Below are 14,387 nucleotides of genomic sequence, written 5' to 3'. Positions count from 1 at the left end.
TTCATTCGCCTCTTTCTACATATTCTTTAAGGATTGTAAATGCCTGTTCAGAAGTATTAGTATTCAGTAATTTATTAATTTCTCTATCATTTGTAGACAAATCTGCTAGCTGATTAATTGCATTTAGATACTTGTCCATATGAAAAAAAGCAATGGGAGCAATTATTCTGACTTTTTTACCATACGGTAATTTAATAGGATAATGCGAAATTAATAGAGAAATTCCATCATCCTTTATTCCTTTTTCAGGAACCGCATGCGGTATAGCAATATCTTGACCTAAAAAACTATAGTTATATCGATTAGATATTTGATCAACCAGTTCGAAATAGTACTGGTCTTCTACCTTGTTGTCCTCAATTAAAGGTTCCAGTGCTTGATACAGAGCATCTTTCCAGTCTGTTTTTTTAGAACTAATTACCTTAATATATTTTTCTTTGATGTAACTCAATAAATTTGGTAACTCACCTGCATCTTCTCCTTTCCTATCATTTTTTTCAGAATCTGACAGTAAAATACTTATAATTTCATTACGTAATTTTGCTTCATTATTAACTTTGGCATATTTTGCTATTAAATTTAAAAGTGCATTTAATTGATAGTCAACCTTTTCTAATCCCAAATCTTTCAATACCCGATAGCGTAAAGTGGTTTTTTCAGTAGAAGTCATGTTGGGTTTTACAATATAATTGTGTAATTTAGTTTTTAAGGGCATATTTGAAAATACAACGTTAAAGTCATGATCTGACTCGGAAAATTCCCTTGAAGACATAGTGCCTAGAAAACTTATTTCCGGAAAAATATTTTTTAAGATCTTGATCAAAATATTAGACATTATTATTCCATTAGAACAAACCACAACGGCATTATACTTGGCGTTACTGATTTTTTGAGAGTTGGCATTATCGAAAAGCAAATAACCAAAGTAGTAAGTTAACAGCTTAACTTCATCTTCGGAAAACTTAGTTCCGATCCATTGCTCTAAGGGCTTAATTAAATCTTTAATGATATTTACAAGAAGCTGCTCATCCTTGTCATTATCAAGATTCAATGTTTCAATACTTGGCAAGCGATACTTAACACGAAAACATGCCGGTCTTAAATGATTTAACAGCCTTTTTTCAAATCGTGACTGATCTTGGATATTAACCAGTGTTCTTGACTTAAAACCCTCCACGATCTGATGAACAAAGCCAAATAGTTCAATTTCATCTGGACTATATTCTGAATTATTTTTATCGAAAACGTTAGAAGATAAAATTTCCAAGGCAATCCATTTTATGTAAAAGTCGCTAATATTGCTTAACTCGGTTAGTTTCCTCAAATATTGATATTCTTTTGTTTTTGCGATAAACCCATCAACTTTAAGACCACTTTTGCAAACTAATCCTCTAGACACAATAATTTGTACTAAAAGTTTTAAATTATTGAAATATTTATCAGAAAATGAGACTTGAAATTTAGCTTCAAATTTTGTAATCAAATTTAATGATATTTTTACAATATCTTTATTAATAGCAAATTTTTCCAGTAAATTTCCCGCTAAATTATCAGAACTTTGCAAAATTATGTTGGTAGCCAACCTTAAAATCTGTTCTTCAGAACCTTGCAAAAAGTATCCTCTAGAGCGATTGTATTTTAAATTGAGGTGATATTTATTCACTATCTGCTCTGCAATCTTAAGATCCTGGAGAATTGTCGTTTTGCTATAATGAACAATTGCGGTCAGATCATCTAACGAAACATAGTCAACGTTACAAATTAGATAAAGCAGTATCATTTCCGCTCGATTTTTATTGGGAAAATTATTATTTAAATTTTTGTCTGCAACGAGTAATTCTTGCAATTTATCAGTATAGGTAAATGTACCATTGCTGTGCCTTTTAATAGGACTTAACCCATGCGCCTTTAAATCCTCATTAATTAGACCAATAGTATAATTTACTTGTCTTCTTGTTAAAGCTAATTTATCCATCATCTCCGTTACTTTAATATCTGGTTTTTCTAATAAAAGGGAAATTATTTCTTGGATCCTCTCATTCACTTCAATTCTCCCCCTTTCAGATTCTATTTTAGGGTAATTTTTAGGCCAACAAATTCGCTTTCATAACAAGATATGTATACTTACAGTCCCTACCTAGACAAAAGTATTTTTGCTAACTATAAAAAAAGCCAAAACAAAAAGGCCTGAATCCTAATTAAATATGGGATCAGGTCTAAATGAAAAACTTTTATTTATATTTTTGATTTAGTAATTTCATCGAATTCAGGATAGGTAGGATGCTCCAAATCAATTTTTTTGGATTTAGATAGTTTATATGCCAGCAAGTGAACAGGAATAGTCATAAATAAAGCTGTGAGCAACTCATTTACATCTGTGTTTAAATTTAACACGTTAAGATCTGCAGAAGAAACAGCTTTTTTAGCTATAAGCGCTAGATTTTTACAATGAAGCTGTAAAAACTTCTGCAACTTTTGCGATCTTTGCTCCAATTTTCCTTGGGGCTCAATAAAGACAAAATGATCTGAACTGTGAAGTCCAATATACGGACCATGCATATATTCTTCGAGCTCTTTACCTTGAGCCGTTATGTGCACTGTTTCTGTTACCTTGGTTTCACCTTCGCGTGCTACACCATATGCCGCACCATAACCTATAAAAAATATTCTCTTAATATCAGAATTTTGTGCTAAGTACTGATCAGTCCACTTTTCAGAAACTGCAACAACTTCAGGCAAGTTATTGATTATCAAACCTATTTCGTTTTTATCATTATCATAATCTGTTTGCGCAATTTTACCGGTTTGAAAAGAAGACTCTGCTGCAAAGAGAATCAATAATAAAATAGTAACACTATATCCTAACGTTACATATGGCATCTCTTCGATTCCCATACCCATGAGAATTATTTGCGCATCCGTTTGAGCAATTGGACTATCCGGGTCACTGGTCAAAACAAAGACATCAATTTTTTTGGCAACTAATTCTTTAACTACTTTGATAGTTGATGCACTATGACCACCTTGTGAAATTGCAACATAAAGAATATCGTCTCTAAACTTACTATGATAGTTAGCAGCAATTGAAGGCTCCTCAACATAAACAGGAATACCTAATCTTTCAGTCATATAAGGTACAGCACCATAGGCGGCATTAGAGCTGGAGCCGGTCGCAAATAAAACAACTGAATTATATTTTGCTTGATTTGCCTTATATTTTTCAACTAGCGGCCCCAATAATTCCTGATAGTTTTTAAAGATTTTACTATACGTATCGGCCTCAGACTTAATGTAATATTCCATACTCTTCATAATAATTACAATCCCTTTTTATATACCATCTGAAAAGTCATTTTCATCAGACTCATCATTTAAATCATTTTTATCAAAAACTTGCGCTGTTTCTTTGGTGATATTAACTAGATCCTGCATCAACGCTTCTTTACTAGTATATTCCTTGTACGTAGTTTCAAGCAGTGAACTCAAGTTGCAACCTGATACAACCCCAACGTTTTCGTTATCATAGGCTATCTTGGCTGCTTCTTTATAAGGCGTTCCACCCAGCATATCAGTAAAAATTACTGTCTCTTCTTTTCCAACTTGTGCGGAAATTTTTTCTTGTAGGTCAATTTCACTCATTTCTTTAGTAAAATCAATAAAATTATGCTCTTCCTTTTTACCTACAAACAATTCAAGAGAACTTTGTAAGCCGGATGCAAATTTACCATGTCCAACTACGATAAGTTTGATATTACTCACATTCATTCCTCACTTACATAATTCCAAAAAATGAACAAGCAATACATAAAGTAAAGACAACAACTATTAAGACAATTGGAGAGACTTCCTTTTTCTTAAGTAGCCAATATAGGAAAAATGTAAATCCTAATGGCAGTATGTTAGGAAATACCTTATCCAGAAAGTCCTTTTGAAGAGAAACACTGCCTATTTTTACCTTTAAAGACAAGGTAACATAAGAACTAATTAAAGCGCCAATTACCGTCAAACCCATGATTGAAGCTGACTTAGAAATAATGGTCGAATTTTCCTGAATTACATCAATTGCTTTAGTTCCCATGTCATAACCAAGATGGGCAAAAGGAATGCGGCATAAAAATATTCCCAGATATACCAAGAAGAAAATAATCGGCCCAAGCGGATTACCTTTTGAAGCAAAAGATGCACAGATCCCGCCCACAATTGGCATAATTGTAAACCAGTAAATTGCATCACCAATTCCGGCTAAAGGCGCAAAGAGGGCGTTTTTCAAACCACTAATTGTTTTACGATCAACCCTTTTTTCTTCCATACTTGTTAGTAATCCTAACAAGATTGGCACAAGTGGCGGACTGGTATTGATAAAGTTCATATTATCAACCATAGCTTCTGACATGGCCTCTTTATCATCCCCAAATATTTTCTTCCAAACAGGAATTTGAGTCCAAGTCCATCCAGGTGCCTGCATTCTTTCATAGTTAAATCCTAATTGAAATAGTGAAGATCTCAATCCTAATTTAGTAATATCGTTTTTACTTACTTTGGTATATTTTTTGTTTGAGTTAGATTCCATCTTCACTACCTCCGTTTTCCTTTACTTCATCAATTTGTGCTTGCAATTTCTGATGTTGCTTATTGTTAAAGAAGTCAATCATAGCAAAAACAATACCTATTACAGCTGCAGGCAATACGTTGGAATAGTTAATAAAGCTGGCAATTACAAATCCTAAAAGTAAGTAAGGAACATAATTGACCCTTAGTAAAACCTTAAGCAGCATAGCAAATCCTACTGCCGGTAATGCACCTCCTGCTAACTCAAAGCCGTGAATTAGCCATTTTGGCATTGCTTTAACCAAAGCGGCCATTGGACCTTGAGCAGCATAAGCGGATAAGAAAATAATTACAAAGAACGTTGCAGCCATTACAAACATTGAAAAGTAAATAAATTTATTAAATTTTCCAGTGTCTGCATTTTGTGCTGCTTTATCCATAGTAGGCATGAAACCCGAAAACAATGAATAGTACATCAAAATAATGTATTGCATAAGCATGGCAAAAGGCAATGACAAGCCAACTGCAGTAGCTGGCGCAACCTTAGTAGTATGAGCAATAACTACTGTCATAATTCCGCAAACTGCCGGGTTGGGCGGTTGTGTTCCTCCTGCGTTTGTTAGTCCAGCAAAGGTAAGTTCTGCAATTCCGCCTGCTAAAAGTCCAGTTACAGGATCACCCAGAATTAAACCAGTTACGGCACAACTAATTATTGGTCTAAAAATATATAAAGCTTCTGTATAGGAGTCTAGACCCGCTATAGCACCAAAGATGCTTAGCAAAATCCCCTGTAAAAAAGTTATTTGCATTTGTTCCTCCAGATTCTGACTACTTAAAAGTCAATTGCTGTCTTCTTATCTCCAGGTACGTCTTGGATATAAATGTTGACATTATCATGAACTAATTTCATTAAATCGTCTTTATCATTTTGATCGACATAGACTTTATCCGTAACTTTTTCTTTACCAGCTGAAAAATGCATATTACCGACATCTATCTCTTTTATTGGCACTCCGCCTTCAACCAGTCTAACAGCGTCTTTTGGTGTTTTAACAATTATAAAAATCTTTTGCCTTGGAGCTGCCTTACCAATGATCTTAATTGTTTTTTCAATTGAGAAAAATCTTATCTGAGCTCCAGAAGTTTCAGAAGTGCTCTTCATTAACTTCTGTTGCAAAGGATCGTTGGCTACATCATCATTTGCCACTAATAACAGATTAGCTCCTATAGAACTAGTCCAAATAACTCCAACCTGTCCGTGAACAAGTCTGTTATCAATTCTTGTCAACAAAATATTTGGTTCACTCATGTTTTACCTCCTATGATCTTATATGGTCCAGACCATCATAAAAATATAATAATTGAAAGCGATGACATTGTCAACAGTACAATTGTTGCCGATCTTTGTTATAATACTTATACGTATAGGATCTCTTAATTCTAAATTTATTTAGTAGTGGTTCGTACCACAAGATTAGGAATTTTTATGGAAAAATATTCAAAACAACCAATTTATTTAAAATTAGTAGCTTTCTTAAAAAATTACATTCAAAACAATATGAAAAAAGACCAAAAACTTTTAAGTGAACGGGATATTTCTTTACGACTGAAAATAAGCAGATATACTGTAAGAAGGGCGCTAGATGAGCTCGAAAAGAGAGGATACATTTATAAGATTCATGGCAAAGGCACCTTTGTTTCAGAAAAATCGCCATTAACTCCTCTTAATGACATCTATAGTTTTACTGACCATATGAAAGCCATAGGAAAAACTCCTCAAACTGATTTGTTGGAATTTAAAATTTTTAATTCAGATAGCTTTTTGGCTTCAAAATTTAATATTAAACAAGGTGAAAAAGTTATTAAATTAAAATTTTTAAGAGCTGCAGACAAACAGCCAATGATGATAGAAAGAACTTATCTTCCTTATGAAAAATTTTCCACTCTTACCATCGAACAGCTAACTCAAAATTCTTTGTATTTAATAATGAAAGCAAATTTTCACCAAACAGTCCGTATAGTTAACGAGGCAATTCAAGCCAGTTTAATTCAGGCAAAAGATGCCAAACTACTAAAAGTTAGTTGCGATGCACCATGTTTAAAAGTAAAAAGAACATCTTTTAATAACAGACACATTCCCATTGAATATACTTATTGCGTTGCGCGTGGTGATCAATTTATTTATAACCATAATTACTTACATCAAGAAAAAGATGAAATTGGCTAAAGCAAAAAGCCAGCTATTAGTAAACTGGCTTTTAAAATAGCTAATATTCTAATAAATGAAACTACTTATTGATTAAATTTTTTACTACCTAATTTCATATGGAAATTCGGGTCTTTAGGAGAGTTAGGATCATAGCCTAATTCTGTTGGAACGATTGACGCCATTACCTGTAACAACATTGGAAAAATAAAAGTTTCAAAATCTTGTGGCACTTGAACATCATAGCCAAAATGATTGCCCGAATTTGCAGCAGATGTATCAACTAAATAAAGATTATTCGTCCAATCTCCCAATACTTCAAGCATTTTTTGGCAGCGTGATTCAGTGCCATTATCTAAAATTATTACGGTTGACTTTTCATTCATTGCATTATAAATACCATGAATGAATTCATCGAAATCATATCCCGTTACTGGGAGCCTGCAAGTTTCCAATACTTTCAAAGCATCTTCCAAAACATCTCCATAAAGCATGCCAGGTCCTACTACACGCAGATTATCCATCTTTGCCAGCTTTTCTTTATGTTCTTCAACCCAGTCATATGCTCTTTTATATGCATGTGGAAATAGATCTAAAGTAGTATTTAGATCTTGTAAATCCTGTTCAAATTGAGTCTGACTAAGGTTACCATTTGCCAAACCAATGTATTCAGCCAAAAGAAGTAAATTCAATTTTGTTGAATAATATCCTTTGGTTTTAGCTCCGGCTTTTTCCTCACCAATATTAACAGTCATAACCTCATCAGCAATCTGATCAATATAGGCATCTTTTTCACCAGCCATTGTACCAATGATACAACCTGCCTTTTTAGCTGTTTTCATGGCATCAAATGTACTAAAGCTGCTTCCTCCCTGAGAAATGCCAATAAACAAAGTGTGCGAATTATCTCCTACGAAAAAGTCTGGTGTAAACATAAAGGGATAAAGAGATAAGACTTCAATTCCCGAACGTTTACGCATTATCGATTGCATCTGCAGTCCGGAATGATAGCTTGTTCCAGAACCTGTGATAAGGATTTTTTTAATATCTCTTTTTGTAACGTTTGCAAAAAGTTCTTTACTTCCAGCTACTATTTTTTTTAGTTGATCTGGCGTACTTGAAATATATTGTTGAATTAAGTTCATATTTACTCCTTATAAAATTCCAATCACATGTAATAAAATACCTAAAATTAACACGCCGACAGTTAGCTTTGAAACACTTACCTTCTTTCTAATCAAGTAAAATACCAATAAAGTAACTAGTAAAGGCAGTAACTTTGGCATAACTTGATCTAAAATAGTTTGTAGTTTTACAGTGGCACCAGTCATAGAAAACTTGAGTGTAGTAGTTACTGGAAGCATAGTTGCTACCATTCCTCCTACTACCATCATCCCAATAATTCCTACAATCTGCATTATTTGATCCATCACACCGTTTTTTTGGACCTCGTCTAAAGATTCAACTCCCCATTTATAGCCATATTTCAAGCCAAAAGCCCTAATTAAGGTTACTGGCAAGTTATATAAAGCAAAGAAAAGAATTGGACCTAAGATGCTTCCTTGTTTAGCAAAAGAAGCTCCGATTCCCGCAGCAATTACTCGGAATGTACCAAAGAAAATGGAGTCACCAATTCCAGAAAAAGGTGCCATCAGAGCAGCTTTAACTGAGTTGATAGAATCCGGATCCATAGAAGAAGGATTATTGGCATACTGTTCTTCCATTGCTGAAGAAATCCCCATAATCATTGGTGTCATAGCTGGCGTACAGTTGAACAAGGCCAAGTGGCGTTTTAAAGCAGCAGCACGGTCTTTAGTACTAGAATATAGCCTTTTAATTACTGGCTCCATTGCATATACATAGCCAATATTTTGCATTTTTTCGTAATTAAAGCCGCCTTGTAAAGCAAAAGCTCTCCAAAAAATTGAATGTAAGTCTTTTTTGGTTAATTTTTTATTATTCAAAATCAATCTCCCCCTCGGTCAAATTATCTTTTGCTTCTTTTGACTCCGACTTATTTTGCCCACTTCCTGTAGAATTCTTGCCATTATTACCAAACAAAACAATAATGACTGCCATACAAATTGCAATCACAGCTATTCCGGTAATGTCCAGTTTTAAATATGCACAAAGTAAGAAACCCAGGAAAAAGAATACAAATAGTTTTTTAGAAAACAGCATATCCAGCAGTAGCGCAAATCCAACTGCTGGAAGTAAATTTCCGGCCACCGTTAAGCCATCTAAAATGACTTTTGGAATTGCATTGATAATCAAATTGATCTTTGAAGCTCCCAAAAGCATGGCCAGGAATGTGGGAACAAAGGCACTAAAGAAGAATAGAATAGTTGGTAAAAGCAACATCAAGTTAATACCTTTAAAATTAGCGGTTTCTGCATATTTGTCGGCCTTGTGGGAAAACCATAAATTGACAACTCTTACTAAGGTTCCTAAATATGAAGCCAAAACAGCTACTGGAACTGCTATTGTTAACGCAACACCTATTCCCTTATGCGAAATAATCGCCAGAGCCGTACCGATTACGCCACCTGTGACATAATCAGGAGGTGTAGAAACACCGATACCGGCAATTCCCATCCAGATAAGTTCCAGTTGTGCACCGATAATAATTCCCTGCTTGATATCACCTAAAGCTAATCCAACAAAAACACTAAGAACAATTGGCCGTCCAAACAGGGTTGCACCAAGGACGCGTTCATCCAACATACCGATACCTGCTATAAGACCTACTAGTAAAGCCTGGACCATTTGTTTATCACTCCTTTAGTAAATCAGCGAGACTTAGTTTCTTGTCCCGCGGTAACATTCTAAAATCAAGATTGACCCCTAATTTTTGAATAGTTTTTAAATCTGCAATGTCTTGATCTGAAACAGCAACATAATCATTCAATTTCTTCTTGCCGTCTTCGAACTTTAGACCTCCTACATTTAATTCTTTAATAACTCCATTTGAGTTCTTGATAATTTTTAACGCATCTTGAACCGTGCGAACCAGTACTAAAACTTGTGCTTTCTTAGCACTGGCAAACTTCTCAACTATAGGACCCGATTCAGCAACACTGCGAATATAAAGCTTGACACCAGATGGTTTCGCCAAATCCAAAGCCATAGCCTTAACTTTATCTTTTTGGGCCTCATCATTAGCAACTAAAATAGTATTTGCACCAGAATTTGAGGTCCAGCCGATCGCTACTTGACCGTGCAAAAGTCTTTCATCAACCCGAATTAACTTAAGCATTATTTTTAATCCTCTCTTTTATCTTCTTACCAACATTAATAACTCCGGAAATTCCTGCTTCCTCTAATTCACTTGTTAATTCAGAAACCGATTTATCACTAGAGTCGCCACTGACAAGTGCTAAAAGCATGGGCAGGTTTAGGCCAGTAAGTAAAGAAAATTCATGGCCGGAAAGTAACAATTCAGTACAGATATTTGTGGAACTACCTCCATACATATCAGTTAAAATAATTAAATTGGATTCATCCATAGCTTCAATTAATGACTCCAATTCCTTCTTTCCTTGAGTCGCTGACTTCTCTTTAGTCATACCAAAACACTTGATATTTGGTAAAGATCCAACTATCAACTCAGCAGTAGCTTTAAATTCATAACTTAAGTCACCATGAGTTGCTAAAATAATATTTTTCACATAAAAGCCTCCTCACCTTTTATCTTGTAAAAGCTTCAATTAACTATTAGCAAAAATCATGCCATAATACTGTGCCACAACTTAGCGGCGAACGAGCAAATCTCTAATATAAGCGGTTTCCGGATCATTAATTTTTATGGAGAAATTATTTTCGAGCACACTATTATGCTTTTTTAGAACACTAAAGTATTTGTCTTTTAAAATACTTTTATTATCGCCGTTATATAGTTTGATTTCATTTCCTCGAATAATTCTTTCAATCATATTAGCTATATGAACGTATAAAGATATTTGTATGCGGTAAGACAATTCTTGTTCAAGGTCATGTTGTATATCTTTAATATACTTACTAATCACATTCATTACTTTATTTGGGGAAATAATAGTTAATGAATCTAAAATTCTGTCTAATGAAAAGTTCTTGATTAATTGACTTTCCCACTGTTTTAAGTCAGCGTCTGACGAGTATGGTCTTAAAACAGTTTCCAATGACTTAATTTTTTCTCCAGTCATAATTTCTTCGAGACCAAAGTATGGGATGCCTTCAACATCTGGATTGTCAATACCTACTATGCCAATTACATTTTTATTTTCTAGAAGATGTGACTCTTGATAATTAACTAGTTCCTTAAAATCGTATGCTTCAACCTGGACTTTAACCAAGCCAGTAAAGCTTTGTGTTAATATGCTTTTTATTCTTTGAGCACTGCCCATTCCAGTCATACATGTCGTAATAATTACTGGTGGAAAATTACTATGTTGTTTATAAAATTTACTTTGAATAATGTTTTGAGGGAGCTTTTTTTGAATTGTTGGCAGATCTTTTTTTAATAATAACTGATTACCAATTTCCAGCATCACGGCCATACTAAAATTATTAATTACTAATAAATCACAATTACATTCATTCTGAATCGGCTCCATAATTGATTTCAAAGATCCCATATCCATTAAAATTAACAGTCCATCTTGAGGACTAATTTTTTTAATTAAATTTTTAAGATAAGTAATCATTTCTGATTTTGAAACATCAGGCTTTAAATCTACTGGTGTGAAAATGGCTGCTTGTAAAAAATGATTACAAGTATCTGCCATACTGCTCGCGGTAGCATAGCCATGAGCAACTACAATTGCGGGTATCTGAGGTAAAGAAGTTAAATTATCTTTTGAACTTAAAATAGCCAGCCACAAACAATCGCAGGCTCTTAGGTTAACTTCGAAGTGCATTTCAATCAATGAAGCTAATTTTTCCACCATTTGCAATTCTGGTGCAAATAGTTGTGTCATCAAGGTCAAATCTTGCTGAGCGGTAAAATCCGCTGTAAATTCATTTTTCATTAAGTAAAAGATGTAAATGGCTAAATCATAAACAGTTGAATTTTCCAAATTATAAAAATCTACTTGGGCTAGAGAAAAAATATTTGTTAAAGCGGCAGCATAGCTATTAATTAAAGAGCGTTCTGTATTATAGACAGAATACAATATTTCATGAGTTTCTTTCTGCACTATTTTATAGTATGAATTTCTATCCTTTTCTCCCTTTACTTGTAATTGAAACAATTTTTCCCAAGAAAATTGCATCTTAGAAATATATTCCTTATTACTTAAGTAATTTGATGGCTTATATGAATCACTTGGCTGAAAAATTATTTCATTTTTACTAGAAACCACTGGTAAATTATTAGGATGCATCTGTTGCAAAATATTGTCAGGCAAATCACCTATTTTTATCTCAACTTCGTTTGGACTTGCCAATTGAGAAAATTTCCTCGCCACAATATTTTGAATCAGATTTTCTAATTCACCAACGTTTGCCTTGAAATGATAATGATAAATTAGACTAATACATTGCTTAGATATTTTAATCTTGCAATTAATTCTCTTTGCTTGTTGATTTATCAAATTGTATGTTAACATTCTTTTTTCGTATGCACCTCTCTCGTCTAAAGTAGGCAATTTAATTTTGATAGGTATTCTACGTAAAAAAGTTTCTAAAAAGTCTTGCTCTTTTTTAGTGGTGGCAAAAAATAGCCTGGCTTTACTAGCTATTTTCTTAGCATTATTTCCAACTGGAGTAAAAAGTCCAGTATCTAAATAGGTAAATAATTTCTCTTGCCCTTCTGAACTTAAACGATGAACTTCATCCAAAAACAAAATTCCGTTATTTGCGGTTTGCAAAGCTCCTGGAGTATCTGAATCTGCTCCGGTAAATGAACCCTTGGTATAGCCGAAAAGAACGCTGGATAATAATTCAGGATTATTTGCATATTGAGCACAATTAATTACTACAAGCTGTGCATCTTGCCCCAATATTTCTTGTTGTTTGGCAAATTCAAACAAAGTTCTGATTAAAAAAGTCTTTCCAGTTCCCGACTCACCAAAAAGGATTGCCGGTAATCCCATTGGTGGATACATTACAGCGGCTTTTAATTGTTCAATAATTTCTTTAAGACTGCCATTCCAGCCAATAATCTTCTGCCAAGCTTGGTTTTGAAAATTATTCTTAAAATCTGCAATGTTTCGGTATTCTTTACTTTCATTTAGATTTTCATTAACGTTTAGATAAATTACTGGTCTAGTATTTATTTTTATTAGTTTGTCGTTTTTAAATAACTCATTTAAATTTTTACTAGCTACAGAGCGATCTAAATCAAGTTTTTTAGCAATAAAGTTAGTTGTTGGGGCATTGTTTAAATCATAATTTTGCAAGAAAATATTAGATTGCATTTGCACTAATTTGAGAATTTGTATTTTTTTATTTTTCATATTTTCATATCCCTCAAACAATTTTAAATCTATCACATTATTTCTTTATCTTAATCAAATATTTAATCATAGTAAATAAAAAGTCACAACTGTGGTTAAAAGTTGTGACTTATGTATCCCGAAAAATTAAAGTTAGTTGTTGCACTGCTTTTTCTACAAATTAACTACACTCTTTACTTCTCCACCTGAGATAATTGTTTTAGCATCGTTTAAAGCAATCTCAATACTGTTTTTAACGGCTAGTTTAGTGAAAAAGGCAATGTGCGGCGTGATCAAAACTTGAGGCATTGCTTTTAATTCCTTGTAATCTTCCGGCAATGAGTTCAGCATATCCTTTTTATTATAAAAATCAGTTTCATCGGCCAAGGTATCTAGAGCAGCCGCAGAAATTTGTCCATTTTTTAGCGCCGCTATTAAAGCCTGTGTGTCAACCAAACCACCACGAGCTACATTAATCAAAATTGGCTTTTTCTTCATTTTACTAATAGCAGTTTTATTGATAATGTTTTTGGTACTCGGTAATAAAGGAGTATGCAAAGAAATAATGTCTGCTTCAGCAAAAATGGTATCCAAATTCGTATAGGTAACATAAGGTTCAAGTGAAGCATCATAAACTGGATCACAGGCTAAAACTTTAGCCCCTAATGCGCTATAAAGCTGGGCACTGGCTCCTCCAATGTGACCGGCTCCAATTATGCCGACAGTACAGTTAAAAATTTCTGTGCTAATTGTACTTTCGTCATAAGTAAAATCACCATGTGCCATTCTGTCTTGATAAATACCAATTTTACGCAATAAGTACATTGCATCAGTTACGCCAAGTTCAGCAATAGCTCTTGGTGAATATGCTGCAACGTTAGTAATCTTAATGCCATTCTTTTTTGCGGCAGCTAAATCCTGGTTATCAACCCCAACTTGCCGAATGGCTAGTTGCTTAATTCCATACTGCTTAAATTTTTCATATACGCTGGCATCCACAGGAAGATTGCCTTCAGAGCTTACGCCATCAAAGCCTTCAGCCAAATCCGCATTTTCAGCACACAAATCCGCATGGACAATTTTTACTTCAACATTATTTTTTTGAGCCCAATTTTCAATAAGGGATTCTTCCATTTTGATTACACCGTAACAAATAATCTTCATTTATTCTTTCTCCTATTCTTAATTCAAACCAGCACGTTTACTTTAATATTTATGAA

Annotated in this window: 14 protein-coding genes; 1 reads left to right on the top strand and 13 read right to left on the bottom strand. The window is 33.8% G+C overall.

Going from position 1 to position 14,387, the window contains the following annotated elements:
* Position 1 precedes the first annotated feature (1 nt).
* The 6 genes from ACFQ32_RS07695 to agaB form a co-directional block, all read right to left on the bottom strand.
* Complete coding sequence (locus ACFQ32_RS07695) at positions 2–2,044, bottom strand: BglG family transcription antiterminator (RefSeq protein WP_046324275.1); 2,043 nt, start codon at positions 2,042–2,044, stop codon at positions 2–4.
* 191 nt (positions 2,045–2,235) lie between these two features.
* Positions 2,236–3,312 (bottom strand): SIS domain-containing protein, encoded by a 1,077-nt coding sequence (locus ACFQ32_RS07690; protein WP_046324274.1) that lies wholly within the window; start codon positions 3,310–3,312, stop codon positions 2,236–2,238.
* Between the two features lie 18 nt (positions 3,313–3,330).
* Entirely contained in the window at positions 3,331–3,759 is a 429-nt protein-coding gene (locus ACFQ32_RS07685; protein WP_244885252.1) for a PTS sugar transporter subunit IIA, read from the bottom strand.
* A 13-nt stretch (positions 3,760–3,772) separates the two neighbouring features.
* Positions 3,773–4,570 (bottom strand): PTS galactosamine transporter subunit IID, encoded by a 798-nt coding sequence (agaD, locus tag ACFQ32_RS07680; RefSeq protein WP_046324272.1) that lies wholly within the window; start codon positions 4,568–4,570, stop codon positions 3,773–3,775.
* A complete protein-coding gene (gene agaC / locus ACFQ32_RS07675) occupies positions 4,560–5,357 on the bottom strand; it encodes a PTS galactosamine transporter subunit IIC (RefSeq protein WP_046324271.1) in 798 nt (265 codons plus the stop codon). The genes agaD and agaC overlap by 11 nt, the downstream gene beginning before the upstream one ends.
* A gap of 23 nt (positions 5,358–5,380) precedes the next feature.
* Positions 5,381–5,857 carry a PTS galactosamine transporter subunit IIB gene (agaB, locus tag ACFQ32_RS07670; protein WP_046324270.1) on the bottom strand — a complete coding sequence of 159 codons (477 nt, stop codon included), beginning with the start codon at positions 5,855–5,857 and terminating at the stop codon, positions 5,381–5,383.
* A 177-nt stretch (positions 5,858–6,034) separates the two neighbouring features.
* Here agaB and ACFQ32_RS07665 point away from each other — a divergent pair, with 177 nt between their 5' ends.
* Entirely contained in the window at positions 6,035–6,775 is a 741-nt protein-coding gene (locus ACFQ32_RS07665; protein ID WP_046324269.1) for a GntR family transcriptional regulator, read from the top strand.
* 65 nt (positions 6,776–6,840) lie between these two features.
* Here the strand turns inward: ACFQ32_RS07665 and ACFQ32_RS07660 are convergent, their stop codons facing one another.
* The 7 genes from ACFQ32_RS07660 to ACFQ32_RS07630 all read right to left on the bottom strand — a co-directional run bounded on the left by ACFQ32_RS07660 (position 6,841) and on the right by ACFQ32_RS07630 (position 14,331).
* Positions 6,841–7,899: an SIS domain-containing protein gene (locus tag ACFQ32_RS07660; protein ID WP_046324268.1), complete on the bottom strand. Its 1,059-nt coding sequence runs from the start codon at positions 7,897–7,899 to the stop codon at positions 6,841–6,843.
* Between the two features lie 9 nt (positions 7,900–7,908).
* Positions 7,909–8,718 carry a PTS system mannose/fructose/sorbose family transporter subunit IID gene (locus tag ACFQ32_RS07655; RefSeq protein ID WP_046324267.1) on the bottom strand — a complete coding sequence of 270 codons (810 nt, stop codon included), beginning with the start codon at positions 8,716–8,718 and terminating at the stop codon, positions 7,909–7,911.
* Positions 8,711–9,520: a PTS mannose/fructose/sorbose/N-acetylgalactosamine transporter subunit IIC gene (locus ACFQ32_RS07650; RefSeq protein ID WP_046324266.1), complete on the bottom strand. Its 810-nt coding sequence runs from the start codon at positions 9,518–9,520 to the stop codon at positions 8,711–8,713. Before ACFQ32_RS07650 ends, ACFQ32_RS07655 begins: the two co-directional genes overlap by 8 nt.
* Before the next feature lie 7 nt (positions 9,521–9,527).
* Positions 9,528–10,010 (bottom strand): PTS sugar transporter subunit IIB, encoded by a 483-nt coding sequence (locus ACFQ32_RS07645; protein WP_046324265.1) that lies wholly within the window; start codon positions 10,008–10,010, stop codon positions 9,528–9,530.
* Complete coding sequence (locus ACFQ32_RS07640) at positions 10,003–10,422, bottom strand: PTS sugar transporter subunit IIA (RefSeq protein WP_046324264.1); 420 nt, start codon at positions 10,420–10,422, stop codon at positions 10,003–10,005. The genes ACFQ32_RS07645 and ACFQ32_RS07640 overlap by 8 nt, the downstream gene beginning before the upstream one ends.
* Before the next feature lie 81 nt (positions 10,423–10,503).
* The gene (locus tag ACFQ32_RS07635; protein WP_046324263.1) at positions 10,504–13,188 is read right to left on the bottom strand and encodes a sigma 54-interacting transcriptional regulator; all 2,685 of its coding nucleotides are present in this window, start codon (positions 13,186–13,188) and stop codon (positions 10,504–10,506) included.
* 153 nt (positions 13,189–13,341) lie between these two features.
* Positions 13,342–14,331, bottom strand: coding sequence for a D-2-hydroxyacid dehydrogenase (locus tag ACFQ32_RS07630; RefSeq protein ID WP_046324262.1), 990 nt, complete (start codon positions 14,329–14,331; stop codon positions 13,342–13,344).
* Positions 14,332–14,387 lie beyond the last annotated feature (56 nt).

It is taken from the genome of Lactobacillus melliventris, assembly GCF_042679465.1.
Classification (GTDB): domain Bacteria; phylum Bacillota; class Bacilli; order Lactobacillales; family Lactobacillaceae; genus Lactobacillus; species Lactobacillus melliventris.
The sequence above is the reverse complement of the archived record's forward strand: the minus strand, read 5'-3'. Positions and strand labels throughout refer to the sequence as shown.